The organism is Pseudomonas sp. H1_A03 (assembly GCF_054685145.1).
On the sequence record NZ_CP162829.1, the window covers coordinates 2,143,573 to 2,166,200 of the forward strand.

Annotated in this window: 23 protein-coding genes; 16 read left to right on the forward strand and 7 right to left on the reverse strand. The window is 60.5% G+C overall.

The genetic code is table 11. The features are described from left to right. The first annotated feature begins 233 nt into the window (after positions 1 to 233). The gene (gene cysD / locus AB4O35_RS09795; protein ID WP_065875178.1) at positions 234 to 1,151 is read left to right on the forward strand and encodes a sulfate adenylyltransferase subunit CysD; all 918 of its coding nucleotides are present in this window, start codon (positions 234 to 236) and stop codon (positions 1,149 to 1,151) included. 9 nt (positions 1,152 to 1,160) lie between these two features. Beyond that, positions 1,161 to 3,059: a sulfate adenylyltransferase subunit CysN gene (cysN, locus tag AB4O35_RS09800; RefSeq protein WP_065875177.1), complete on the forward strand. Its 1,899-nt coding sequence runs from the start codon at positions 1,161 to 1,163 to the stop codon at positions 3,057 to 3,059. A gap of 176 nt (positions 3,060 to 3,235) precedes the next feature. Here cysN and AB4O35_RS09805 read toward each other — a convergent pair whose 3' ends face one another. From AB4O35_RS09805 to AB4O35_RS09815, 3 genes are all read right to left on the reverse strand, one after another. After that, a complete protein-coding gene (locus AB4O35_RS09805; RefSeq protein WP_065875176.1) occupies positions 3,236 to 4,135 on the reverse strand; it encodes an acyltransferase in 900 nt (299 codons plus the stop codon). Next, positions 4,136 to 6,235, reverse strand: a complete 2,100-nt coding sequence (pta, locus tag AB4O35_RS09810) for a phosphate acetyltransferase (protein ID WP_065875175.1) — start codon at positions 6,233 to 6,235, stop codon at positions 4,136 to 4,138. It abuts the gene before it with no gap. A 79-nt stretch (positions 6,236 to 6,314) separates the two neighbouring features. Next, positions 6,315 to 6,605: a DUF3565 domain-containing protein gene (locus AB4O35_RS09815; protein WP_139113245.1), complete on the reverse strand. Its 291-nt coding sequence runs from the start codon at positions 6,603 to 6,605 to the stop codon at positions 6,315 to 6,317. Here AB4O35_RS09815 and AB4O35_RS09820 point away from each other — a divergent pair. Beyond that, positions 6,604 to 7,089 carry an FKBP-type peptidyl-prolyl cis-trans isomerase gene (locus AB4O35_RS09820; RefSeq protein ID WP_012722137.1) on the forward strand — a complete coding sequence of 162 codons (486 nt, stop codon included), beginning with the start codon at positions 6,604 to 6,606 and terminating at the stop codon, positions 7,087 to 7,089. The genes AB4O35_RS09815 and AB4O35_RS09820 overlap by 2 nt on opposite strands. Before the next feature lie 196 nt (positions 7,090 to 7,285). On the opposite strand, the gene rpsT is transcribed toward AB4O35_RS09820, so the two are convergent. Beyond that, positions 7,286 to 7,564: a 30S ribosomal protein S20 gene (gene rpsT, locus AB4O35_RS09825; protein ID WP_003188401.1), complete on the reverse strand. Its 279-nt coding sequence runs from the start codon at positions 7,562 to 7,564 to the stop codon at positions 7,286 to 7,288. A gap of 253 nt (positions 7,565 to 7,817) precedes the next feature. Here rpsT and murJ point away from each other — a divergent pair, with 253 nt between their 5' ends. The 6 genes from murJ (at position 7,818) to ispH (ending at position 15,343) form a co-directional block, all read left to right on the forward strand. Beyond that, positions 7,818 to 9,356, forward strand: a complete 1,539-nt coding sequence (gene murJ, locus AB4O35_RS09830; protein WP_065946190.1) for a murein biosynthesis integral membrane protein MurJ — start codon at positions 7,818 to 7,820, stop codon at positions 9,354 to 9,356. Between the two features lie 119 nt (positions 9,357 to 9,475). After that, positions 9,476 to 10,414, forward strand: a complete 939-nt coding sequence (ribF, locus tag AB4O35_RS09835; RefSeq protein WP_065875172.1) for a bifunctional riboflavin kinase/FAD synthetase — start codon at positions 9,476 to 9,478, stop codon at positions 10,412 to 10,414. 14 nt (positions 10,415 to 10,428) lie between these two features. Continuing rightward, positions 10,429 to 13,260 (forward strand): isoleucine--tRNA ligase, encoded by a 2,832-nt coding sequence (gene ileS / locus AB4O35_RS09840; protein ID WP_065875171.1) that lies wholly within the window; start codon positions 10,429 to 10,431, stop codon positions 13,258 to 13,260. After that, positions 13,253 to 13,765, forward strand: coding sequence for a signal peptidase II (lspA, locus tag AB4O35_RS09845; RefSeq protein ID WP_049710075.1), 513 nt, complete (start codon positions 13,253 to 13,255; stop codon positions 13,763 to 13,765). The genes ileS and lspA overlap by 8 nt, the downstream gene beginning before the upstream one ends. A gap of 7 nt (positions 13,766 to 13,772) precedes the next feature. Next, complete coding sequence (locus AB4O35_RS09850) at positions 13,773 to 14,210, forward strand: FKBP-type peptidyl-prolyl cis-trans isomerase (RefSeq protein ID WP_175403053.1); 438 nt, start codon at positions 13,773 to 13,775, stop codon at positions 14,208 to 14,210. Positions 14,211 to 14,395: 185 nt separating this feature from the next. Next, positions 14,396 to 15,343, forward strand: a complete 948-nt coding sequence (ispH, locus tag AB4O35_RS09855; protein ID WP_049710073.1) for a 4-hydroxy-3-methylbut-2-enyl diphosphate reductase — start codon at positions 14,396 to 14,398, stop codon at positions 15,341 to 15,343. Here the strand turns inward: ispH and AB4O35_RS09860 are convergent. Continuing rightward, positions 15,297 to 15,878: a GspH/FimT family pseudopilin gene (locus AB4O35_RS09860; RefSeq protein ID WP_065946189.1), complete on the reverse strand. Its 582-nt coding sequence runs from the start codon at positions 15,876 to 15,878 to the stop codon at positions 15,297 to 15,299. The genes ispH and AB4O35_RS09860 overlap by 47 nt on opposite strands. A 194-nt stretch (positions 15,879 to 16,072) precedes the next feature. On the opposite strand from AB4O35_RS09860, the gene pilV reads away from it, so the two are divergent. The 5 genes from pilV (at position 16,073) to thiO (ending at position 19,384) form a co-directional block, all read left to right on the forward strand. After that, positions 16,073 to 16,558, forward strand: a complete 486-nt coding sequence (gene pilV, locus AB4O35_RS09865) for a type IV pilus modification protein PilV (RefSeq protein ID WP_065946188.1) — start codon at positions 16,073 to 16,075, stop codon at positions 16,556 to 16,558. Further along, on the forward strand, positions 16,555 to 17,262 hold the full coding sequence (locus tag AB4O35_RS09870; protein ID WP_065879641.1) for a PilW family protein: 708 nt from the start codon (positions 16,555 to 16,557) through the stop codon (positions 17,260 to 17,262). Before pilV ends, AB4O35_RS09870 begins: the two co-directional genes overlap by 4 nt. A gap of 6 nt (positions 17,263 to 17,268) precedes the next feature. After that, positions 17,269 to 17,799: a pilus assembly PilX family protein gene (locus tag AB4O35_RS09875; RefSeq protein WP_065875167.1), complete on the forward strand. Its 531-nt coding sequence runs from the start codon at positions 17,269 to 17,271 to the stop codon at positions 17,797 to 17,799. Positions 17,800 to 17,810: 11 nt separating this feature from the next. Beyond that, entirely contained in the window at positions 17,811 to 18,212 is a 402-nt protein-coding gene (locus AB4O35_RS09880) for a type IV pilin protein (RefSeq protein ID WP_065875166.1), read from the forward strand. A 62-nt stretch (positions 18,213 to 18,274) separates the two neighbouring features. Continuing rightward, positions 18,275 to 19,384 (forward strand): glycine oxidase ThiO, encoded by a 1,110-nt coding sequence (gene thiO, locus AB4O35_RS09885; protein ID WP_065946187.1) that lies wholly within the window; start codon positions 18,275 to 18,277, stop codon positions 19,382 to 19,384. Here thiO and AB4O35_RS09890 read toward each other — a convergent pair. Next, complete coding sequence (locus tag AB4O35_RS09890; protein ID WP_065875164.1) at positions 19,371 to 19,604, reverse strand: PP0621 family protein; 234 nt, start codon at positions 19,602 to 19,604, stop codon at positions 19,371 to 19,373. The genes thiO and AB4O35_RS09890 overlap by 14 nt on opposite strands. 124 nt (positions 19,605 to 19,728) lie before the next feature. Further along, positions 19,729 to 20,754: an outer membrane protein assembly factor BamD gene (locus tag AB4O35_RS09895; protein ID WP_049710065.1), complete on the reverse strand. Its 1,026-nt coding sequence runs from the start codon at positions 20,752 to 20,754 to the stop codon at positions 19,729 to 19,731. A 149-nt stretch (positions 20,755 to 20,903) separates the two neighbouring features. Here AB4O35_RS09895 and rluD point away from each other — a divergent pair, with 149 nt between their 5' ends. Both rluD and pgeF read left to right on the forward strand, forming a co-directional pair. Next, positions 20,904 to 21,866 (forward strand): 23S rRNA pseudouridine(1911/1915/1917) synthase RluD, encoded by a 963-nt coding sequence (rluD, locus tag AB4O35_RS09900; protein ID WP_049710064.1) that lies wholly within the window; start codon positions 20,904 to 20,906, stop codon positions 21,864 to 21,866. Next, positions 21,863 to 22,588: a peptidoglycan editing factor PgeF gene (gene pgeF / locus AB4O35_RS09905; RefSeq protein WP_049710063.1), complete on the forward strand. Its 726-nt coding sequence runs from the start codon at positions 21,863 to 21,865 to the stop codon at positions 22,586 to 22,588. The genes rluD and pgeF overlap by 4 nt, the downstream gene beginning before the upstream one ends. Positions 22,589 to 22,628 lie beyond the last annotated feature (40 nt).

Sequence of the window (22,628 nt, forward strand, 5' to 3'; positions counted from 1 at the left end):
GGAGCTGGCGGGCCTGCGATAGCATCGCTGCGGTTTACCTGACTGACCGCGGTGCCCGCATCGCAGGCAAGCCAGCTCCCACACTTGGCCGCATTCCAAGCCAAACTATGGGGCATATTCATATACCGTTTCGATCTAGCTGGCGCCCTGAATAGAAGCAGGTGCTGTGCTAGCATGCCCCGCTCGAACACGGCCCGCTGGCCGTCCACAAGATCGTTTTTCCGTGAGTAACCATGGTCGACAAACTGACGCATCTGAAACAGCTGGAGGCGGAAAGCATCCACATCATCCGCGAGGTCGCCGCCGAGTTCGACAACCCGGTGATGCTCTACTCGATCGGTAAAGACTCCGCCGTGATGCTGCACCTGGCACGCAAGGCCTTCTTCCCGGGCAAACTGCCATTCCCAGTGATGCACGTCGACACCCGCTGGAAATTCCAGGAAATGTACACGTTCCGCGACAAAATGGTCGAAGAGCTTGGCCTGGACCTGATCACCCACATCAACCCGGATGGCGTGGCGCAGGGCATCAACCCGTTCACCCACGGCAGCGCCAAGCACACCGACATCATGAAGACCGAAGGCCTCAAGCAGGCCCTGGACAAGCATGGTTTCGACGCAGCGTTCGGCGGTGCCCGTCGCGATGAAGAGAAATCCCGTGCCAAAGAGCGCGTGTACTCGTTCCGCGACAGCAAGCACCGCTGGGACCCGAAAAACCAGCGCCCGGAGCTGTGGAACGTCTACAACGGCAACGTCAACAAGGGCGAGTCCATCCGCGTGTTCCCGCTGTCCAACTGGACCGAGCTGGACATCTGGCAGTACATCTACCTGGAAGGCATCCCGATCGTACCGCTGTACTTCGCCGCCGAGCGCGACGTGATCGAGAAGAACGGCACGTTGATCATGATCGACGACGACCGCATCCTCGAGCACCTGTCCGACGAAGACAAAGCCCGAATCGTCAAAAAGAAAGTCCGTTTCCGTACCCTTGGCTGCTACCCGTTGACGGGCGCGGTGGAATCCGAAGCCGAGACGCTGACGGACATCATTCAGGAAATGCTCCTGACGCGAACTTCCGAGCGCCAGGGCCGTGTCATCGACCACGATGGCGCAGGCTCGATGGAAGATAAAAAACGTCAAGGCTATTTCTAAGGGGCTGTCATGTCGCATCAATCTGATTTGATCAGCGAGGACATCCTCGCTTACCTGGGCCAGCACGAGCGCAAGGAAATGTTGCGCTTCCTGACCTGCGGCAACGTCGACGACGGCAAGAGCACCCTGATCGGGCGCCTGCTGCACGACTCCAAGATGATCTACGAAGATCACCTGGAAGCCATCACCCGCGATTCGAAGAAGTCCGGCACCACCGGTGACGACGTCGACCTGGCGTTGCTGGTCGACGGCCTGCAGGCTGAGCGTGAGCAAGGCATCACCATTGATGTCGCCTACCGCTACTTCTCTACCGCCAAGCGCAAATTCATCATCGCCGACACCCCCGGCCATGAGCAGTACACCCGCAACATGGCCACCGGTGCGTCCACCTGTGACTTGGCGATCATCCTGATCGACGCCCGCTACGGCGTGCAGACCCAGACCCGTCGCCATAGCTATATCGCCTCGTTGCTGGGCATCAAGCACATCGTGATCGCCGTCAACAAGATGGACATCAATGGCTTTGACCAAAGCGTATTCGAGTCGATCAAGGCCGATTACCTGAAGTTTGCCGATGGCATCGCCTTCAAGCCGAGCACCATGGCCTTCGTGCCGATGTCGGCGCTCAAGGGCGATAACGTGGTCAACAAGAGCGAGCGTTCGCCCTGGTACACCGGGCAGTCGCTGATGGAGATCCTCGAAACCGTCGAGATCGCCAACGACCGCAACTACACCGACCTGCGTTTCCCGGTGCAGTACGTCAACCGGCCGAACCTGAACTTCCGTGGTTTCGCCGGCACCCTGGCCAGCGGCATCGTGCACAAGGGCGACGAAGTCGTGGTGTTGCCGTCGGGCAAGAGCAGCCGCGTCAAATCCATCGTCACCTTTGAAGGTGAGCTGGAACACGCCGGCCCTGGTCAAGCGGTGACGCTGACCATGGAAGACGAGATCGATATCTCCCGTGGCGACCTGCTGGTACATGCCGACAACGTGCCGCAAGTGACCGACGCTTTCGACGCCATGCTGGTGTGGATGGCCGAAGAACCGATGCTGCCGGGCAAGAAATACGACATCAAGCGCGCCACCAGCTACGTGCCGGGTTCCATCACCAGCATCGTGCACCGTGTGGATGTGAACACCCTGGCCGAAGGCCCGGCGAGTTCGCTGCAGTTGAACGAGATTGGCCGGGTCAAGGTCAGCCTCGACGCGGCCATCGCCCTGGACGGTTACGACAGCAACCGCACGACCGGTGCGTTCATCGTCATCGACCGCTTGACCAACGGCACTGTGGCCGCGGGCATGATCATCGCACCGCCAGTCACTCACGGCAGCGCGTCGCAGCACGGCAAGCTGGCCCACGTGGCCACCGAAGAGCGTGCCCTGCGCTTCGGCCAGCAGCCGGCCACCGTGTTGTTCAGCGGCCTGTCCGGCGCAGGCAAGAGCACCTTGGCCTACGCGGTTGAGCGCAAGCTGTTCGACATGGGCCGTGCGGTGTTTGTACTGGACGGCCAGAACCTGCGTCACGACCTGAACAAGGGCTTGCCGCAGGACCGTGCCGGGCGCACCGAGAACTGGCGTCGTGCCGCTCACGTGGCGCGTCAGTTCAACGAAGCGGGCCTGCTGACCCTGGCCGCGTTTGTGGCACCGGATGCCGAAGGCCGTGAACAGGCCAAGGCGCTGATCGGCGGCGACCGTCTGCTGACGGTCTACGTGCAAGCGTCACCGCTGGTGTGCGCCGAGCGTGACCCGCAAGGCTTGTACGCGGCGGGCGGGGATAACATCCCTGGCGAGTCGTTCCCGTATGACGTGCCGTTGAATGCCGATCTGGTCATCGACACCCAGGCCCTGTCGCTGGAAGACAGCGTCAAGCAAGTGCTGGAGTTGTTGCGTCAGCGCGGCGCGATCTAAGCCTCGCCGCCACAAAAAAGCCCGCCACCGAGCAATCGGTGGCGGGCTTTTTACATTCTTCAGTCGGAGTGCGGTCAAAAATGTGGGAGCGGGCTTGCTCGCGAATGCGGAGTGTCAGCCAATACATAGGTAACTGATCCACCGCCTTCGCGAGCAAGCCCGCTCCCACATTTTGATCATCGGTTGTCTGGGAAATCTGTGTGCAATTTAGCGAGCAACTGATCCTTCTCTTCCCACAACCGATTGATCCACCCCTGGAACGCCAACCGATACTCCCCATCCTGCTCATAATTCTTTCCAATGAACTCAGCCGGGATCTGCACCTCTTCAAACTGCACCACCACGTCCTTCACATTCCCGCACAGCAAATCCCAATACCCAGGGCGTCCGGCAGGGTAGTGAATGGTCACGTTGACCAATGACTTCAACTGCTCACCCATCGCATCCAGCACAAACGCGATACCACCGGCCTTGGGTTTGAGCAGGTAGCGAAACGGCGAGTTCTGCTGCGCATGCTTGCCGGGGGTAAACCGCGTGCCTTCGGCAAAGTTGAAAATTCCCACCGAGTTGTCGCGAAACTTCGCACAGGTCTTGCGCGTAGTTTCCAGGTCCTTGCCCTTTTTCTCCGGGTGTTTTTCCAGATAAGCCTTGGTGTAGCGCTTCATGAACGGAAAGCCCAGCGCCCACCACGCCAGGCCGATTACCGGCACCCAGATCAGCTCCTGCTTGAGGAAGAACTTCAGCGGGCGGATCCGACGGTTCAGCACATATTGCAGCACCATGATGTCGACCCAGCTCTGGTGGTTGCTGGTCACCAGGTACGAGTGCTGGTAATCCAAGCTTTCCAGGCCTTTAAGGTGCCAGCGCGTGCGCCGGACCAGGTTCATCCAGCCCTTGTTGTTGGTGACCCAGGCCTCATGCGTGTGGTTCATCAGCCATTCGCTGAAACCCTTGGCAAACGGCAGCGCCTTGAACAGCGCGACGATAAACAAGAACGAGCACAGCAGGATCGTGTTCAGCGCCAGCAACAGCGATGCGATCACCCCGCGCACGGCGGCAGGTAGAAAATCCAGCATTTAGATATCCATAGGTCGGTTGGCGGCTTGGATCGCGGTGAGCGCGATGGTGTACACAATGTCGTCCACCTGAGCGCCACGCGGCAGGTCGTTGACCGGTTTGCGCAGGCCTTGGAGCATCGGCCCCAGGCTCACGCAATCGGCGCTGCGTTGTACCGCTTTGTGGGTGGTGTTGCCGGTGTTCAGGTCGGGGAACACGAACACCGTGGCCTTGCCGGCAACCAGGCTGTCGGGGGCCAGTTGGCGGGCCACGGTTTCGTTAGCCGCGGCATCGTATTGCAGTGGGCCGTCGATCAGCAGCGAGCTTTGTTGCTCATGGGCGAGCAGGGTGGCTTCACGGACTTTCTCCACTTCCTCGCCGCTGGCGGAGTCGCCGCTGGAATAGCTGATCATCGCCACGCGCGGCGTGATGCCAAAAGCAGCGGCCGAATCAGCGCTTTGCAGGGCGATCTCCGCCAGTTCGGCAGCGCTCGGGTGCGGGTTCATCACACAGTCGCCGTACACCAGCACCTGCTCAGGGAACAGCATGAAAAACACCGACGACACCAGCGTGCAACCCGGTGCGGTCTTGATCAACTGCAGGGCAGGGCGGATGGTATTGGCGGTGGAGTGGATAACGCCGGAAACCAGGCCGTCCACTTCATCCAGAGCGAGCATCATGGTAGCGATCACCACGGTGTCTTCCAGTTGCTGCTCGGCCATCGGCGCGTTGAGGCTCTTGCTCTTGCGTAGCGCGACCATCGGTTCCACGTAGCGCTGGCGGATCAGGTCCGGGTCGAGAATCTCCAGGCCTTCGGGCAATTCGATGCCTTGGGCGCGGGCGACCGCTTCCACATCCGCCGGCTTGGCCAGCAACACGCAGCGAGCAATGCCGCGTGCCTGGCAGATAGCGGCGGCTTGTACGGTCAGCGGTTCGCTGCCTTCCGGCAACACAATGCGTTTGTTGGCGGCCTGGGCGCGCTGGATCAACTGGTAGCGGAACACCGCCGGCGACAGGCGCATCTCCCGCGGCGTGCCGCAACGCTGGTGCAGCCAGCGCGCATCGAGGTGGCTGGCGACGAAATCGGTGATGATTTCCGCGCGCTCGCGGTCATCGATGGGGATTTCTTTATTGAGGCTGTTGAGCTGGTTGGCAGTGTCGTAGGAGCCGGTGCTCACCGACAGCACCGGCAGGCCGGCCTGGAACGCGCCTCGGCATAAATCCATGATGCGCGGGTCGGGCAGGGTGTCGCTGGTGAGCAACAGGCCGGCCAGCGGCACGCCGTTGATTGCGGCCAGGCTGACGGCGAGGATGATGTCGTCGCGGTCGCCGGGGGTTACCACCAGCACGCCGGGCTTGAGCAGCTCCACGGTATTTCGCATGGTGCGGGCGCAGATGATGATCTTGGTCATGCGGCGGGTTTCGTAGTCGCCGGCGTTGAGGATCTGCGCGCCCATCAGGTCGGCCACGTCGCGGGTGCGTGGGGCGTTGAGTTCCGGCTGGTAGGGGATGCAGCCGAGCAGGCGGAAATCACCGCTGCGCAGCAGGGGCGAATGTTCCTTGAGGCGCGCGGAGAAGGCTTGCATGCTTTCGTCGGTGCGCACCTTGTTAAGGATCACGCCGAGTACTTTCGGGTCTTTCGGGCCGCCGAACAGTTGGGCCTGCAATTCCACGCGGCCGGAGAGTTCGGTGAGCACTTCGTTTTCCGGGGCGGAGACCAGGATCACTTCCGCATCCAGGCTCTTGGCCAGGTGCAGGTTGACCCGCGCGGCATAGCTGGCGCTGCGGGTCGGCACCATGCCTTCGACGATCAGCACGTCCTTGCCCACTGCGGCCTGTTGGTACAGCGTGATGATTTCTTCCAGCAACTCGTCGAGCTGGCCGTCGCCGAGCATCCGCTCGACATGGGCCAGGCCCAGGGGTTGTGGTGGCTTGAGGCCGTGGGTGCGCGCTATCAGTTCGGTGGAGCGCTCAGGGCCAGTGTCGCCCGGGTGTGGTTGGGCAATCGGTTTGAAAAAGCCGACTTTCAGCCCGGCTCGCTCAAGGGTGCGCACCAGCCCAAGGCTGATGGAGGTCAGACCCACACCAAAATCGGTGGGCGCGATAAAAAAAGTTTGCATGCGAATTCTCTGGAGTTGCATGGCTTGGGTGGCGCTCTATGGCTGAGCGTCTACCGGGAATCAGATGCCAAGGTTATCGTTATTCGTGCGCTTGCGCACACCAGCCGCAGGCAAAGGGCTGGCCTATTTTTTCAATACGTTGCGCGCGGTCAAGCACCCACGCGCGCGACTGCCAGGGCGGCTGGTGGCGCAGGTGCTGGGTGTGGCCGCAGGACAGCTCGGCAACCCAGTGCCGGTCTTCATCCTGATGAAAACCGGTGATCGTCGAGTGGCTTGTCTGACCCCGTCCGTCCGGGTTCTGTTCGCTTTCGGGCAAATCCTTGTTTAGACTTGTCCGTTCTTCATTCTTATGCAAAAGGTCTCGCCCCATGACGATCGCCGCTAACAAGGCTGTCTCCATCGACTATACCCTGACCAACGACGCTGGTGAGGTCATCGACAGCTCCGCCGGCGGCGCGCCGCTGGTCTACCTGCAAGGCGCAGGTAACATCATCCCAGGCCTGGAAAAGGCCCTGGAAGGCAAACAAGTTGGTGATGAGCTGACCGTTGCCGTAGAACCTGAAGATGCCTACGGCGAATACTCGGCCGAGTTGGTCAGCACGCTGAGCCGCAGCATGTTCGAAGGCGTTGACGAACTGGAAGTAGGCATGCAGTTCCACGCCTCCGCGCCGGACGGCCAAATGCAGATCGTCACCATCCGTGACCTGGACGGCGACGACGTTACCGTCGACGGCAACCACCCTCTGGCTGGCCAGCGCCTGAACTTCCAAGTGAAGATCGTTGCCATCCGCGACGCTTCCCAGGAAGAAGTGGCTCACGGCCATGTCCACGGTGAAGGTGGTCATCACCACTGATTGATGCATTGATCAGCTGGTAGCAAAAACGCCCCGACTGGTTCGGGGCGTTTTTTTTGTGCTCGAAAATACACTGCTCCCACATTTTGATCTGCGCACTCCACATATCGGGCGCAAACAAAAATGCCCCGGACCTTTCGGTACGGGGCATTTCTTAACTGTTTCACAACCTGGGTTGCGTTGCAGTTGTTACCACTTAGGCTGCAGCAGGAACGCTCAGAGCCTTGATGTGGCCATTCAGGCGGCTCTTATGACGAGCGGCCTTGTTCTTGTGGATGATGCCTTTATCGGCCATACGGTCGATAACTGGCACAGCCAGAACGTAAGCAGCTTGGGCTTTTTCAGCGTCTTTGGTGTCGATGGCCTTAACTACATTCTTGATGTAGGTACGAACCATGGAACGCAGGCTGGCGTTGTGGCTGCGACGCTTCTCAGCCTGTTTTGCACGTTTTTTGGCGGAAGGTGTGTTGGCCACCGTCGAGCTCCTCGAAAGACTTTTTAGGAAATAGCAAACAAAATAGGCCGCGAATCATGCCGATGACTTGATGTGTTGTCAAGAGCGGCTGATGCGAACTGCTGAGTGGTCGATCTGAAGAGGCGGGTGATTTATTTCCGGCGCTTGACCTGTAAACTCGCGAGCTTTGGCTCTGTGCTGTTGCAGGCGCGCAGTATCGCATAAGTGGGCGCTTCTTTCGCCTGCTGTTTATCTATAGGCGCAAACTCTTTCAATGAATCTGCTCAAATCGCTGGCCGCCGTCAGCTCTATCACAATGATCTCCCGGGTTTTGGGGTTTGTGCGTGACACCCTGCTGGCGCGCATTTTCGGCGCCAGCATGGCCACGGATGCCTTCTTTATTGCCTTTAAATTGCCCAACCTGCTGCGGCGGATCTTCGCCGAGGGCGCGTTTTCCCAAGCGTTCGTGCCCATCCTGGCGGAATACAAGACCCAGCAGGGTGAGGAAGCGACGCGCACTTTTATCGCCTATGTCTCGGGCCTGTTGACCCTGGTGCTGATGCTGGTGACCGTGCTCGGCATGCTTGCTGCTCCCTGGGTCATCTGGGCCACAGCCCCGGGTTTCGCCAATACACCAGAAAAATTCGCGCTGACCACTGACCTGCTGCGGGTGACCTTTCCTTATATATTGCTGATCTCCCTTTCATCGCTGGCCGGGGCGATCCTCAATACCTGGAACCGCTTCTCGGTGCCGGCCTTCGTGCCGACCCTGCTGAATGTCAGCATGATCATCTTTGCGCTGTTCCTCACGCCGTACTTCGATCCTCCGGTAATGGCACTGGGTTGGGCAGTACTGGCCGGCGGCCTGGTGCAATTGCTCTACCAGCTGCCGCACCTGAAAAAGATCGGCATGCTCGTATTGCCACGCCTGAACCTCAGGGACACCGGCGTCTGGCGTGTGATGCGCAATATGTTGCCGGCGATTCTCGGTGTGTCGGTCAGCCAGATTTCCCTGATTATCAACACGGCGTTCGCTTCGCTGCTGGTGTCCGGTTCGGTGTCGTGGATGTACTACGCCGATCGCTTGATGGAATTGCCGTCCGGCGTGCTGGGTGTGGCGCTGGGCACGATTTTGTTGCCGACCCTGGCGCGCACTTATGCCAGCAAGGACCGTCAGGAGTACTCGCGCATCCTCGATTGGGGCCTGCGCCTGTGCTTTGTGCTGGTGCTGCCGTGTGCCCTGGCCTTGGGGATCCTGGCCGAGCCGTTGACCGTGTCGCTGTTTCAATACGGCCAATTCGACGCCCATGATGCATTGATGACGCAGTACGCACTGGTCGCCTATTCCGTCGGGTTGCTTGGCATTATCGTGATCAAGGTGCTGGCACCAGGCTTCTACGCCCAGCAAAACATTCGTACACCGGTGAAAATCGCCATTTTCACCTTGGTCGTCACGCAACTGCTCAACTTGGTGTTTATCGGCCCGTTGGCCCATGCCGGCCTGGCGCTGGCGATCAGCGTCGGTGCGTGCATCAACGCCGGACTGTTGTTTTACCAGTTGCGCAAGCAGCAAATGTTTCAGCCGCAGCCCGGTTGGGGCCTGTTTGCCCTCAAGCTGCTGGTAGCGGTGGCGGTGATGTCGGCCGTGCTGCTGGGCTTGATGCACTATATGCCCGCCTGGGACGAGGGCCACATGCTGCAGCGCTTTATGCGCCTTGGCGTGCTGGTAGTCGCCGGCGTGGTGGTGTACTTCGGGATGTTGCTGCTGCAAGGCTTCCGCTTGCGGGATTTCAATCGCAAGTCATTGAGCTAGAGAGTTTGCCGCGATAAAACGGTTGTTTTATCGATTCGATCCATTTGGCCTGTGCTGTTGCCTGTCGTCCGGGGCCGGGTGTGGTTATAATCGACCACTTTATGAGCAAGAAGCGCGTTATGCAGCTGGTTCGAGGTCTCCACAACCTGCGCCCTGAACATCGGGGCTGCGTCGCCACTATTGGCAACTTTGACGGTGTTCACCGTGGCCACCAGGCTATCCTGGCCCGGCTGCGCGAGCGCGCAGTCGAGTTGGGCGTGCCCAGCTGCGTGGTGATTTTCGAACCGCAGCCGCGGGAATACTTCACGCCCGAGACAGCGCCGGCGCGTCTTGCCCGCCTGCGGGACAAGCTGCAACTGCTGGCGGAAGAGGGTGTAGACCGCGTCCTCTGCCTGGCTTTCAACCAGCGCTTGCAAAGCCTGAGCGCTGCCGAGTTCGTCGACCGCATCCTCGTCGATGGCCTGGGTGTGCAGCATTTGGAGGTCGGTGACGACTTCCGCTTTGGTTGCGACCGCGTCGGGGATTTCGATTTCCTGCTACAGGCCGGTGCCAACCAGGGGTTTACCGTCGAAGCCGCGCAAACCGTCGAACTGGACGGCCTGCGCGTGAGCAGCACCCAGGTGCGTAACGCCCTGGCTGCTGCCGACTTCGCCTTGGCCGAGCGTTTGCTCGGCCGTCCGTTCCGCATTGCCGGACGGGTCCTGCACGGCCAGAAGCTGGCGCGCCAATTGGGCACGCCAACCGCCAACGTGCAACTCAAGCGTCGTCGTGTGCCACTGACCGGGGTGTATCTGGTGAGTGTCGACATTGATGGCCAAGCGTGGCCGGGAGTCGCCAACATAGGCGTCAGGCCCACGGTTGCAGGTGATGGCAAGGCCCACCTGGAAGTACACCTGCTGGATTTTGCCGGTGATCTGTATGACCGGCGTTTGACGGTGGTTTTCCACCAGAAGCTGCGTGAAGAGCAGCGTTTCGCCTCCCTTGAGGCGTTGAAAACGGCGATCAATGCGGATGTCGCCGCCGCCCGTGCACTAGCCGCACCTAGCGCCCATCGCTAACCGAAGAGCCTTAAATGACCGACTATAAAGCCACGCTAAACCTTCCGGACACCGCCTTCCCAATGAAGGCCGGCCTGCCACAGCGCGAACCGCAGATCCTGCAGCGCTGGGACAGTATTGGCCTGTACGGAAAGTTGCGCGAAATTGGCAAGGATCGTCCGAAGTTCGTCCTGCACGACGGCCCTCCTTATGCCAACGGCACGATTCACATCGGTCATGCGCTGAACAAAATTCTCAAGGACATGATCCTGCGCTCGAAGACCCTGTCGGGCTTCGATGCGCCGTATGTTCCGGGTTGGGACTGCCACGGCCTGCCGATCGAACACAAAGTCGAAGTGACCTACGGCAAGAACCTGGGCGCGGATAAAACCCGTGAACTGTGCCGTGCCTACGCCACCGAGCAGATCGAAGGGCAGAAGTCCGAATTCATCCGCCTGGGCGTGTTGGGCGAGTGGGACAACCCGTACAAGACCATGAACTTCAAGAACGAGGCCGGTGAAATCCGCGCCTTGGCCGAAATCGTCAAGGGCGGTTTCGTGTTCAAGGGCCTCAAGCCCGTGAACTGGTGCTTCGATTGCGGTTCGGCCCTGGCTGAGGCGGAAGTCGAGTACGAAGACAAGAAGTCCTCGACCATCGACGTGGCCTTCCCGATCGCCGACGACGCCAAGTTGGCCCAGGCTTTCGGCCTGGCAAGCCTGAGCAAGCCGGCTGCCATCGTGATCTGGACCACCACCCCGTGGACCATCCCGGCTAACCAGGCGCTGAACGTGCACCCGGAATTTACCTACGCCCTGGTAGATGTCGGTGACCGCCTGCTCGTGCTGGCTGAAGAAATGGTCGAAGCCTGCCTGGCGCGTTACGAACTGCAAGGTTCGGTGATCGCCACCACCACCGGCGCAGCGCTGGAACTGATCAACTTCCGTCACCCGTTCTATGACCGCCTGTCGCCGGTGTACCTGGCTGACTACGTCGAACTGGGTTCGGGTACGGGCGTTGTTCACTGCTCGCCTGCCTACGGCGTGGACGACTTCGTGATCTGCAAGAAGTACGGCCTGGTCAACGACGACATCATCAACCCGGTGCAAAGCAACGGCGTCTACGTGCCGTCGCTGGAGTTCTTCGGCGGCCAGTTTATCTTCAAGGCCGACCAAGCGATCATCGAAAAGCTGCGTGAAGTCGGTGCGCTGATGCAAACCGCCACCATCCAGCACAGCTATATGCATTGCTGGCGCCACAAGACTCCGCTGATCTACCGCGCCACCGCGCAGTGGTTCATCGGCATGGACAAAGAGCCGACCCGCGGCGACACCCTGCGTAATCGCGCGATCAAGGCTATCGAAGAAACCAAGTTCGTCCCGGCCTGGGGCCAGGCGCGCCTGCACTCGATGATCGCCAATCGTCCGGACTGGTGCATCTCCCGCCAGCGTAACTGGGGCGTGCCAATCCCGTTCTTCCTGAACAAGGAAAGCGGCGAGCTGCACCCACGTACCGTTGAACTGATGGAAATCGTTGCCCAGCGCGTTGAACAGGAAGGCATCGAAGCCTGGTTCAAAATGGACGCCGCCGAACTGCTGGGCGATGAAGCGCCGCAGTACGACAAGATCAGCGACACCCTCGACGTGTGGTTCGACTCCGGCACCACCCATTGGCACGTCCTGCGCGGTTCGCACCCGATGGGCCACGAGACCGGCCCGCGTGCCGACTTGTACCTGGAAGGTTCGGACCAACACCGTGGCTGGTTCCACTCGTCGCTGCTGACCGGTTGCGCCATCGACGACCACGCGCCGTACCGCGAACTGCTGACCCACGGCTTCACCGTCGATGAGACGGGCCGCAAGATGTCCAAGTCGCTGAAAAACGTGATCGAACCGAAAAAGATCAACGACACCTTGGGCGCCGACATCATGCGCCTGTGGGTAGCGTCGACCGATTATTCGGGCGAGATCGCTGTGTCGGACCAGATCCTGGCTCGTAGCGCCGATGCCTACCGCCGTATCCGAAATACCGCACGCTTCCTGCTGTCGAACCTGACCGGCTTCAACCCGGCCACCGACATCCTGCCGGCCGAGGACATGCTCGCCCTGGACCGTTGGGCTGTGGACCGTACCCTGTTGCTGCAGCGTGAGTTGCAGGAGAGCTACGGCGAATACCGCTTCTGGAACGTCTACTCGAAGATCCACAACTTCTGCGTGCAGGAGCTGGGTGGTTTCTACCTCGACATCATCAAGGATCGCCAGTACACCACCGGCGCCAACAGCAAGGCACGCCGCTCGGCGCAGACTGCGCTGTACCACATCAGCGAAGCGCTGGTGCGCTGGATCGCGCCGATCCTGGCGTTCACCGCCGACGAACTGTGGGAATACCTGCCGGGCGAGCGTAACGAGTCCGTGATGCTCAACACCTGGTACGAAGGCCTGACCGAACTGCCGGCCGACTTCGAACTGGGCCGCGAGTACTGGGAAGGCGTAATGGCCGTCAAAGTTGCGGTGAACAAGGAGCTGGAAGTGCAACGTGCGGCCAAGGCCGTCGGTGGCAACCTGCAAGCCGAAGTCACCCTGTTTGCCGAGGAAGGCTTGACCGCCGACCTGGCCAAGCTGAGCAACGAACTGCGCTTCGTGCTGATCACCTCCACCGCGAGCCTGGCACCGTTTGCCCAGGCTCCGGCAGACGCGGTTGCCACCGAAGTCCCGGGCCTCAAGCTCAAAGTGGTCAAGTCGGCTTTCGCGAAGTGCGCCCGTTGCTGGCACTGCCGTGAAGACGTTGGCGTGAATCCTGAGCATCCGGAAATCTGCGGTCGTTGTGTCGACAACATCAGCGGTGCTGGTGAGGTTCGCCACTATGCCTAACGCAACCGGCCGTTTCGGACGTCTGGGTTGGCTCGTACTGAGCTTGCTGGTGCTGGTCATTGACCAGGTCAGCAAGGCTCATTTCGAGGGTACCCTGGAAATGTTCCAGCAGATCGTAGTCATCCCGGATTACTTCAGCTGGACCCTGGCCTACAACACTGGCGCCGCCTTCAGCTTCCTCGCTGATGGTGGCGGCTGGCAGCGCTGGCTGTTCGCCGTGATCGCGTTGGTGGTCAGTGCAGTGCTGGTCGTGTGGCTCAAGCGTCTGGGTCGCGATGACACCTGGTTGGCGATTGCCTTGGCTCTGGTGTTGGGTGGCGCGCTGGGCAACCTGTACGACCGCATTGCCTTGGGCCATGTGATCGACTTCATTCTGGTGCATTGGCAGAACCGTTGGTATTTCCCGGCGTTCAATTTTGCCGACAGTGCCATCACCGTCGGTGCAATCATGCTGGCGTTGGACATGTTCAAAAGTAAGAAAACCGGAGAGACCGTCAATGACTGATCAGGTATTGGCTGAGCAACGCATCGGCCAGAACACGGAAGTCACCTTGCATTTCGCACTGCGCCTTGAGAACGGCGACACGGTCGACAGCACGTTCGACAAAGCCCCGGCTACCTTCAAGGTGGGCGACGGCAACCTGCTACCGGGTTTCGAAGCGGCCCTGTTCGGCTTCAAGGCGGGTGACAAGCGTACCCTGCAGATCCTGCCGGAAAACGCCTTTGGCCAGCCCAACCCGCAAAACGTGCAAATCATCCCGCGTTCGCAGTTCCAGGACATGGACCTGTCGGAAGGCCTGCTGGTGATCTTCAACGATGCGGCGAATACCGAGCTGCCCGGCGTGGTGAAAACCTTTGATGACGCGCAAGTGACCATCGACTTCAACCACCCGCTGTCCGGTAAAACCTTGACCTTTGACGTTGAAATCTTCAGCGTTAAAGCGCTTTAAACTGACAGAAGCGGTTCCTGTGTGAGCTGGCTTGTGTGGGAGCTGGCTTGCCTGCGATGCAGACGACTCGGTGTATCGACTACACCGCGGTGATGCTATCGCAGGCAAGCCAGCTCCCACAGGAGTCGGTTTCCCCAAGGGCTGTGTTGATCTAATTTCTTGCAGGGCAAGACACGAGGCACAGCATGCAAATCAAACTCGCCAACCCCCGTGGCTTCTGCGCCGGTGTGGACCGGGCGATCGAAATCGTCAATCGCGCCCTGGAAGTCTTCGGGCCGCCGATTTACGTGCGCCATGAAGTCGTCCACAACAAATTCGTGGTCGAGGACCTGCGCGCGCGCGGTGCCATCTTTGTCGAAGAGCTGGACCAGGTGCCGGACGACGTCATCGTCATCTTCAGCGCCCACGGTGTTTCCCAGGCCGTGCGTACCGAAGCGGCAGGCCGTGGCCTGAAAGTCTTCGATGCCACCTGCCCGTTGGTTACCAAGGTGCACATCGAAGTCGCGCGCTACAGCCGTGACGGTCGAGAGTGCATCCTGATCGGCCATGCCGGCCACCCGGAAGTCGAAGGCACCATGGGCCAGTACGACGCCAGCAATGGCGGGGCCATCTACCTGGTCGAAGACGAAAAGGACGTTGCCAATCTTCAGGTGCAAAACCCTGAGCGCCTGGCGTTCGTGACCCAAACCACCTTGTCCATGGACGACACCAGCCGCGTTATCGACGCGCTGCGCAGTCGCTTTCCGGCCATCGGCGGTCCGCGCAAGGACGACATCTGCTACGCCACCCAAAACCGACAGGACGCGGTCAAGCAACTGGCGAATGAATGCGATGTGGTCCTGGTGGTCGGCAGCCCTAACAGCTCCAACTCCAACCGCCTGCGTGAATTGGCGGAGCGCATGGCAACGCCGGCGTACCTGATCGATGGCGCCGAAGATATGCAGCGCAGCTGGTTCGATGGCGTCGAGCGCATTGGTATCACGGCGGGTGCTTCGGCTCCGGAAGTGCTGGTGCGCGGCGTTATCCAGCAGTTGCACGCCTGGGGCGCCACCGGTGCGGATGAACTGGCGGGTCGCGAAGAAAACATCACGTTCTCCATGCCCAAGGAGCTGCGAGTTCGCTCGCTGCTCTGATTGCCCGGGTGCCGGAGTAGCTCCGGCACAACGCCTGCTCGGCACGGTCGCTGCGCAGGCTGATGCGCCCGCTGGGCGCCAGTACGACCTGATACAGGCTCTGTGCCTGGTCCGAGGCACACACATGCACAGTGCCGGCACGAAACCCTCCCCCTGAGAATATCGGCTCGCCCAGCCCGCTGAAGCGCACCTGGTTCTTGAGCGGCCCATTGCCCACGATCGGGACCTTCCCACTGTCCTGGTGCTCCATCAATACCGGGTTTTTATCGTCCAAGTGGCCGCGTCCGCTCTCATCCACGATCACCCGCCAACCCCGGCTCCAGTCTTCGTCCAGCGCGTGAATGACCACCGCCCGGTTGCGTGCGACGGCTTCGGTGCGTGCGTAGCGCAGCCCTCCCGCCAAGGACTGCGCTGCGCTATGTCGTTGCTGTGATTCCAGCAGGCTCTTGAAACTGGGCACTGCCAGGTTAGCCAGGATGCTGCTCACGATCAGTCCGAGTAGCAGTTCAATCAGGGTGAAACCTCGTTGTTGCATATGCCATCCCTCCATGGATTTGAGTACAGCCATAGGTATAGCGCCCGTGCTGTGGCGCTGGATGGTGGCCTTTATGTCCAAAGTATTTCGCTTTGTTCCGGGAGCAGCGCGGGCGAAAAACCGACGCTAGTCTTGGGCCGTACAGCAGATTTCAGCTGCTTTCTTTTCGGCCTTCGACACGGATGACGACGGTAATGCTTGCCTGTCCCAACACCAGTTCTCCCCACGCCTTACTCCGGCACCAACGCGGCATGACGCTGATCGAGGTGTTGGTCGCGGTGCTTATTCTCGCCATCGGGCTGTTGGGTGCGGCGGTGATCCAGCTCAATGCGCTGAAGTACACCGACAGTGCCAGGATGACCAGCCAGGCCAGTTTCATTGCCTACGACATGCTCGACCGAATCCGCGCCAATTCCGCTGCCGACTACGCATGGGAGCGGTCCGAGCGTGCCCCGGCGGGCAGCGCTACCGGCAGCGTGCGCGACCAGGACCTGCATGATTTCGAGGCGAATATTCTCGGCTTCGCCGGGGAGAGCGCCAAAGGCGCGGTGTCGATCAGTGCAAACGAAGCCACTGTCAGTATCAGTTGGGATGACAGTCGAGGCGCTAACAGCCCGGGTGCTCGGGAAACATTCATTCTGACCAGTCGCGTCAGTGATGAGCCGGGGGTGACGCAATGAGGCGTCGCACTCGGGGTTTCAGCTTGGTGGAATTGCTGTTGGCTTTGGCGATGGGCTTGGTGCTGGTGCTAGGGGTCAGCCAGGTGGCGGTCAATTCCAGGACCACCCACGACAGCCAGCAGGCCGCCATGATGCTGCAGGATGATGCGCGGTTCGTGCTGGGCAAGATGAGCCAGGATATCCGTCAGGCGGGCATGTTTGGCTGTTTGGCCACGGAGTTTATCGACAACGCTCCTCCGGCCTTTGATCGGCCTGTCAGTTGGAGTGCTGGGGCGGGTGCAAGGTCGCTCACGCTGGTGACCGCGGATGTCGGCAATGAGAGTGGCAAACCCGATTGGACGGTGCTGTCTGACTGCACAGGCAGCGCCCAAGCGTATGCCGGAAATTCCCCTGTGCCTGCACCCGGACAGATCCGTTTTGCACTGCGCCAACTCACGTACATCTTCGAAGCGGGCCAATTGAAGGTCAGCACGCCTGCGGCCCCTGCCAAGGCAGTGCTGGTGGATAACGTGCAGGCATTCGATATCAGCTTTGGCGTGGCTGCCAAAGCCGCATCAACAGAGGTCGTGCGCTACGACTCGAGTCCCGCCGATGTGTCCCTGATACGCAGTGTACGCATTCTGATGACGCTGCGAGATCCGACCGAGCGGGTTAAAGATCAAACCTACAGCGTCGTGGCGGCGCTGCGAAACCGTCTGGGATAAGCCGCCATGATGCTCACGGAGGGTATTCGTTTGCGCCAGGCGGGCTTGGTTCTGCTGATCAGCCTGGTGTTCCTGTTGCTGGTGTCGCTGATCGGTTTGTCGTCGATGCAAGGCGCAGTCATCCAGCAAAAGATCGCCGGTAGTCTCTGGCAGCGCAATCAGTCGCTGCAAAGTGCCGAGAGTGGCTTGAGGCGCGGTGAACAGGCCATACAGCGGTCATTCGCGACGTTGCCGTTGTGCCAGTCGATGGTTGCCTGTGCGCCGCCGCAAGCAGCATTTTCAGTGGTCGGAGCGGGAGTGGACCCCGTTTCTGGCGTCACCTGGGTTGTGCTTAAGGGCGGGGTATACGGCATTCAATTCCTGGGCCCCGCAGTAGGGGTGGCCCATTTACCCCCGCAAACCCACGCTGCGTTGTACCGAGTGACAGCTGTCGGGCTGAGCGGCCAACTGCGCACGGTGATGGAGAGCGTTTACGCACGGGTGGACGAGGAGGGAGGCTCGCGTTTTCGGCGTGTCGCATGGCGGCAACTTCAATAAGGAGCAATGTAATGGGCATGGATAGCCAGGGTTTCACCCTGATCGAGTTACTGATCGCTGTAGCGCTTATCGCGGTTCTCGCTGGGATCGCTTATCCCGGATACACCGGCCATATGAAAAAAGTGTATCGCGCTGAAATCGTCGCGTTGTTGACCGAGCAAGCTCAACACCTGGAGCGCTTTTATACGAGGAACGGCACTTTTATTGACGCAAGCGGCGTCAGTGCGGGCAATGATCGCTATAGAATCAGCGCTGCATTGAACCCTCAGGATTTCCAGCTGGTGGCTACGCCTGCTGTCGATTCGATAATGGTCGGCGACCCTTGCGGCGACTTCAGCCTGACCAGCACCGCTGCGCGGTCCAATCCGGGCGCGGCGCCAGACATGTCGCGCAAGCTGTGCTGGGGGCAATAATGAGGGTGCTGGATGATTGGGCGCCGGGTGCGCTTGTTCCTATTTATCGGCTGGATCAAATGATGGCAGAGCAACAGCAGGTAGTGATAGTCGGTGGCGGGGTCATCGGTTTGTTGACGGCGTTCAACCTGGCGACCCAAGGGCAAGCGGTGGTACTGCTGGAGCGCGCGGGGTTGGGGCAGGAGTCTTCCTGGGCGGGCGGCGGGATTGTTTCGCCGCTGTATCCGTGGCGCTATAGCCCGGCAGTCACCGCGCTGGCGCATTGGTCCCAGGATTTTTATCCGCAGCTGGCAGAGCGCTTGTTTGCTGCGACGGGTGTCGACCCTGAGGTGCACACCACAGGGCTGTACTGGCTGGACCTGGACGACGAAGTCGAAGCCCTGGCTTGGGCTGTGCGTGAAGGCCGGCCATTGAGCAAAGTGGACGTGTCAGCCGCCCATGATGCCGTTCCGGTGCTGGGCAGTGGGTACTCCCAGGCGATCTATATGGCCAACGTCGCCAATGTGCGCAACCCGCGCTTGGTCAAATCCCTCAAGGCTGCACTGCTGGCGCTGCCCGGTGTGACCATTCATGAACAGTGCGAAGTGACCGGGTTTGCCCTGGACGCTGGCAATGTGGTGGGCGTGAAGACGGCCGACGGCCCGATCTACGGCGATCATGTCGTTCTTGCGGCGGGCGCCTGGAGCGGTGAGTTGCTTGGCACACTCGGCTTGGCGCTACCGGTGGAGCCGGTCAAAGGCCAGATGATCCTGTACAAATGCGCCTCTGACTTCCTGTCGAGCATGGTCCTGGCCAAGGGGCGCTATGCGATCCCTCGGCGTGACGGGCACATCCTGGTCGGCAGTACGCTGGAGCATGAAGGCTTCGACAAGACTCCCACTGAAACAGCGTTGGAAAGCCTCAAGGCGTCAGCGGTGGAGTTGATTCCTGCCTTGGCGGACGCCGAGGTTGTTGGGCACTGGGCCGGATTGCGCCCAGGTTCGCCGGAAGGTATCCCTTACATCGGCCGCGTGCCGGGATTCAAAGGGTTGTGGCTCAATTGCGGGCATTACCGCAATGGCCTGGTGCTTGCGCCGGCGTCCTGCCAATTATTTACCGACTTGCTGCTGGCGCGTACGCCAATTATCGACCCGGCGCCTTATGCGCCCGAGGGTCGGATCAACGCTGGATAGACTTCGGCCCCTGCTCCAGATGCGCCTGGGTGCAATACCACTCCTGGCGCGAGCCCAAGGCACGATCCTGCGGTAGGTGCACGCCGCAGTGGGCGCAACGCACCATCAAGGCGGCGTCGGGCTCACTGGCGCGTTGCTGTTTGGCGGCCGGGCTTTTGAATTTGCGCCAGAACCATACTGCAGCGGCAATGACGGCAATCCAGAACAGTAGACGAAGCATGATGGGCAGTTTCTCGACAAGGAATGCGCCAGTTTAGCCAAGGACGTGCCAGGCGCACAGCGCAATAATACCGCTCACAAAAAAGGAGCCTCGAAAGGCTCCTTCTTGATGACGCAGGGTGCAATCAGTCAAACACACCAAAGGTCATGTAGCTGAACCACGAACGGTCCTGGTTGTTGCCCAGGGCCTGTGGCTCTTCCTCTTCGATCACGTCGCCGTTCTCGTCATGCGGCTTGAGGTCCGAAGGGATAGCGTCCTTGGCGTCCTGGTACTGCTTGATCACGTCCTGGTTGGCGCGGGTTTCGCCCGGCGGCAGCGGTGGACGGGACTCGATCAGGCCCAGGGTGTACTTGCTCAGCCACGAACGGTTGTCGGCTTCGGCAACCTGAGGCACGAACTGGCCATCTTTCAGGCTAGGGTGGTCAGGGTAGTTGAGCTTCAGGGTTTCCAGGCTGGTGCTGGCCAGGTCGTCCAGGTGCAGACGCTGGTAAGCCTCGGTCATCACTGCCAGGCCGTCACCCACGGAAGGGGTTTCCTGGAAGTTCTCGACGACATAACGGCCACGGTTGGCGGCCGCTACATAGGCCTGACGGGTCAGGTAGTAGTGAGCCACGTGGATCTCGTAGGACGCCAGCAGGTTGCGCAGGTAGATCATGCGCTGCTTGGCGTCCGGCGCGTAGCGGCTGTTGGGATAGCGGCTGGTCAGTTGCGCGAACTCGTTGTAGGAGTCGCGGGCAGCGCCCGGGTCACGCTTGGTCATGTCCAGCGGCAGGAAGCGCGCCAACAGGCCAACGTCCTGGTCGAACGAGGTCAGGCCCTTCATGTAGTAGGCGTAGTCGACGTTCGGGTGCTGCGGATGCAGGCGGATGAAACGCTCGGCGGCGGACTTGGCAGCTTCCGGTTCGGCGTTCTTGTAGTTGGCGTAGATCAGCTCGAGCTGGGCCTGGTCGGCGTAGCGCCCGAACGGATAACGCGACTCCAGTGCCTTCAGCTTCGCTGTGGCGCTGGTGTAGCTATTATTGTCCAAGTCTTTCTGAGCCAGCTGGTACAACTCGACTTCGCTCAGGTTTTCGTCGACGACTTCCTTTGTTGACGAGCAAGCAGCAGTCATGGCGAGGATGGCGATCAGCAGCAGGTGTTTCACTTGCATGGCGGCTTGCGTCCCTATGACGGCCGCTGTCTTGGGCGGGGCCGTCCTGTTATGATGAGCGCCCCGTTGAAAGCCTCGGGGCAAAAGACGCCGTATTTAACCACAAGCGCGCAGCCGAAACCAAAGGCTGTGCCACGCCTAGTCTGAGCATGTCCGATAAAATTGAACTTCGCGCAGAGGTGCCGTCCGAATTGGGCGGCCAACGCCTCGATCAAGTCGCCGCACAATTATTCGCTGAGCACTCGCGCTCGCGCCTTTCCGCCTGGATCAAAGACGGCCGCCTGACTGTGGATGGAGCGGTTATCCGCCCGCGAGACACAGTCCATGGCGGTGCGATTCTTGAGCTGACTGCCGAGCAGGAAGCCCAGGGAGAATGGGTTGCCCAGGACATTGAGCTGGACATCGTCTATGAAGACGACGACATCCTGGTCATCAACAAACCCGCAGGCCTGGTGGTTCACCCGGCCGCCGGGCACGCTGATGGCACTTTGCTTAATGCCTTGCTGCACCACGTGCCGGACATCATCAACGTCCCGCGCTGCGGCATCGTGCACCGTCTGGACAAGGACACCACCGGCTTGATGGTGGTGGCCAAGACCATTCAGGCGCAGACGCAGTTGGTCACACAATTGCAAAGCCGCAGCGTCAGCCGGATCTACGAATGCATCGTGATTGGCGTGGTGGTGGCAGGTGGCAAGATCAACGCCCCGATCGGTCGTCACGGCCAGCAGCGCCAGCGTATGGCGGTGATGGAGGGCGGTAAGCAAGCCGTCAGCCACTACCGTGTACTCGAGCGTTTCCGCTCCCACACGCATGTGCGGGTCAAGCTGGAAACCGGCCGTACGCACCAGATTCGCGTGCACATGGCGCACATTAACTTCCCGTTGGTCGGAGATCCGGCCTACGGCGGTCGCTTCCGTATTCCGCCGGCGGCCAGTGTGACCATGGTTGAATCGCTGAAATCCTTCCCGCGCCAGGCACTGCATGCACGCTTCCTGGAGCTGGATCATCCGACGAGCGGTAAGCGGATGAGCTGGGAATCGCCTCTTCCAGACGATTTGGTCTGGTTGTTGTCGCTGCTCAAGCAGGATCGCGAGGCATTTATCGGATGAGTGACTGGCTGATTCCTGACTGGCCTGCGCCGGCTCAGGTGAAAGCCTGCGTCACCACCCGTGCGGGCGGCGTCAGTCTGGCGCCGTTCGACAGCCTCAACCTGGGCGATCATGTCGAGGACAGCCTGGACGCCGTCCTGGAAAATCGCCGTCGGCTTACCGATGCCTTCGTTATTCAGCCGGCCTGGCTGCGCCAAGTCCACGGTATCAAGGTGGTCGAGGCCGATCCTGGCCAGACTGTCGAAGCCGATGGCAGTTGGACCAGCACTCCAGGCATTGCCTGTACCTCAATGACCGCCGATTGCCTACCCGTGTTGTTCTGCAACCGCGCCGGCACCCGTGTGGCCGCCGCCCATGCCGGTTGGCGCGGGCTGGCGGCAGGTGTGTTGGAAGCCGCTTTCGAAAGCCTCAACGCTGAACCTGCCGATGTGCTGGTCTGGCTCGGCCCGGCCATTGGCCCACAGGCCTTCGAAGTCGGCCCGGAGGTGCGTGAAGCCTTCATGCAGCAACTGCCGATTACTGCCGAAGCCTTTGTGCCCAGCCGCAATCCCGGCAAGTTCATGGCCGACATCTATCAGTTGGCCCGTTTGCGCCTTGCCGCGCGGGGTGTCACGGCTGTTTATGGTGGCGGTTTCTGCACCGTGACCGATCCACGCTTCTTTTCTTACCGCCGCAGCTCTCGCACCGGTCGGTTCGCCTCCCTTATCTGGCTCGAGCGCTAGACTCTTCTGATCTGCGTCAACTATCCGTAGCTTGAATCTC

Bases quoted from the DNA above. Each gene is read 5' to 3' on its own strand.
- pgeF (WP_049710063.1), top strand. From the start codon at position 21,863: ATGAGTGACTGGCTGATTCCTGACTGGCCTGCGCCGGCTCAGGTGAAA.
- AB4O35_RS09870 (WP_065879641.1), top strand. From the start codon at position 16,555: ATGAGGCGTCGCACTCGGGGTTTCAGCTTGGTGGAATTGCTGTTGGCT.
- lspA (WP_049710075.1), top strand. From the start codon at position 13,253: ATGCCTAACGCAACCGGCCGTTTCGGACGTCTGGGTTGGCTCGTACTG.
- AB4O35_RS09805 (WP_065875176.1), bottom strand. From the start codon at position 4,135: ATGCTGGATTTTCTACCTGCCGCCGTGCGCGGGGTGATCGCATCGCTG.
- AB4O35_RS09895 (WP_049710065.1), bottom strand. From the start codon at position 20,754: ATGCAAGTGAAACACCTGCTGCTGATCGCCATCCTCGCCATGACTGCT.
- AB4O35_RS09820 (WP_012722137.1), top strand. From the start codon at position 6,604: ATGACGATCGCCGCTAACAAGGCTGTCTCCATCGACTATACCCTGACC.
- ispH (WP_049710073.1), top strand. From the start codon at position 14,396: ATGCAAATCAAACTCGCCAACCCCCGTGGCTTCTGCGCCGGTGTGGAC.
- rluD (WP_049710064.1), top strand. From the start codon at position 20,904: ATGTCCGATAAAATTGAACTTCGCGCAGAGGTGCCGTCCGAATTGGGC.
- AB4O35_RS09880 (WP_065875166.1), top strand. From the start codon at position 17,811: ATGGGCATGGATAGCCAGGGTTTCACCCTGATCGAGTTACTGATCGCT.
- cysD (WP_065875178.1), top strand. From the start codon at position 234: ATGGTCGACAAACTGACGCATCTGAAACAGCTGGAGGCGGAAAGCATC.
- thiO (WP_065946187.1), top strand. From the start codon at position 18,275: ATGGCAGAGCAACAGCAGGTAGTGATAGTCGGTGGCGGGGTCATCGGT.
- AB4O35_RS09890 (WP_065875164.1), bottom strand. From the start codon at position 19,604: ATGCTTCGTCTACTGTTCTGGATTGCCGTCATTGCCGCTGCAGTATGG.
- cysN (WP_065875177.1), top strand. From the start codon at position 1,161: ATGTCGCATCAATCTGATTTGATCAGCGAGGACATCCTCGCTTACCTG.
- pilV (WP_065946188.1), top strand. From the start codon at position 16,073: ATGCTTGCCTGTCCCAACACCAGTTCTCCCCACGCCTTACTCCGGCAC.
- ribF (WP_065875172.1), top strand. From the start codon at position 9,476: ATGCAGCTGGTTCGAGGTCTCCACAACCTGCGCCCTGAACATCGGGGC.
- AB4O35_RS09875 (WP_065875167.1), top strand. From the start codon at position 17,269: ATGATGCTCACGGAGGGTATTCGTTTGCGCCAGGCGGGCTTGGTTCTG.
- AB4O35_RS09815 (WP_139113245.1), bottom strand. From the start codon at position 6,605: ATGGGGCGAGACCTTTTGCATAAGAATGAAGAACGGACAAGTCTAAAC.
- AB4O35_RS09860 (WP_065946189.1), bottom strand. From the start codon at position 15,878: ATGCAACAACGAGGTTTCACCCTGATTGAACTGCTACTCGGACTGATC.
- pta (WP_065875175.1), bottom strand. From the start codon at position 6,235: ATGCAAACTTTTTTTATCGCGCCCACCGATTTTGGTGTGGGTCTGACC.
- murJ (WP_065946190.1), top strand. From the start codon at position 7,818: ATGAATCTGCTCAAATCGCTGGCCGCCGTCAGCTCTATCACAATGATC.
- ileS (WP_065875171.1), top strand. From the start codon at position 10,429: ATGACCGACTATAAAGCCACGCTAAACCTTCCGGACACCGCCTTCCCA.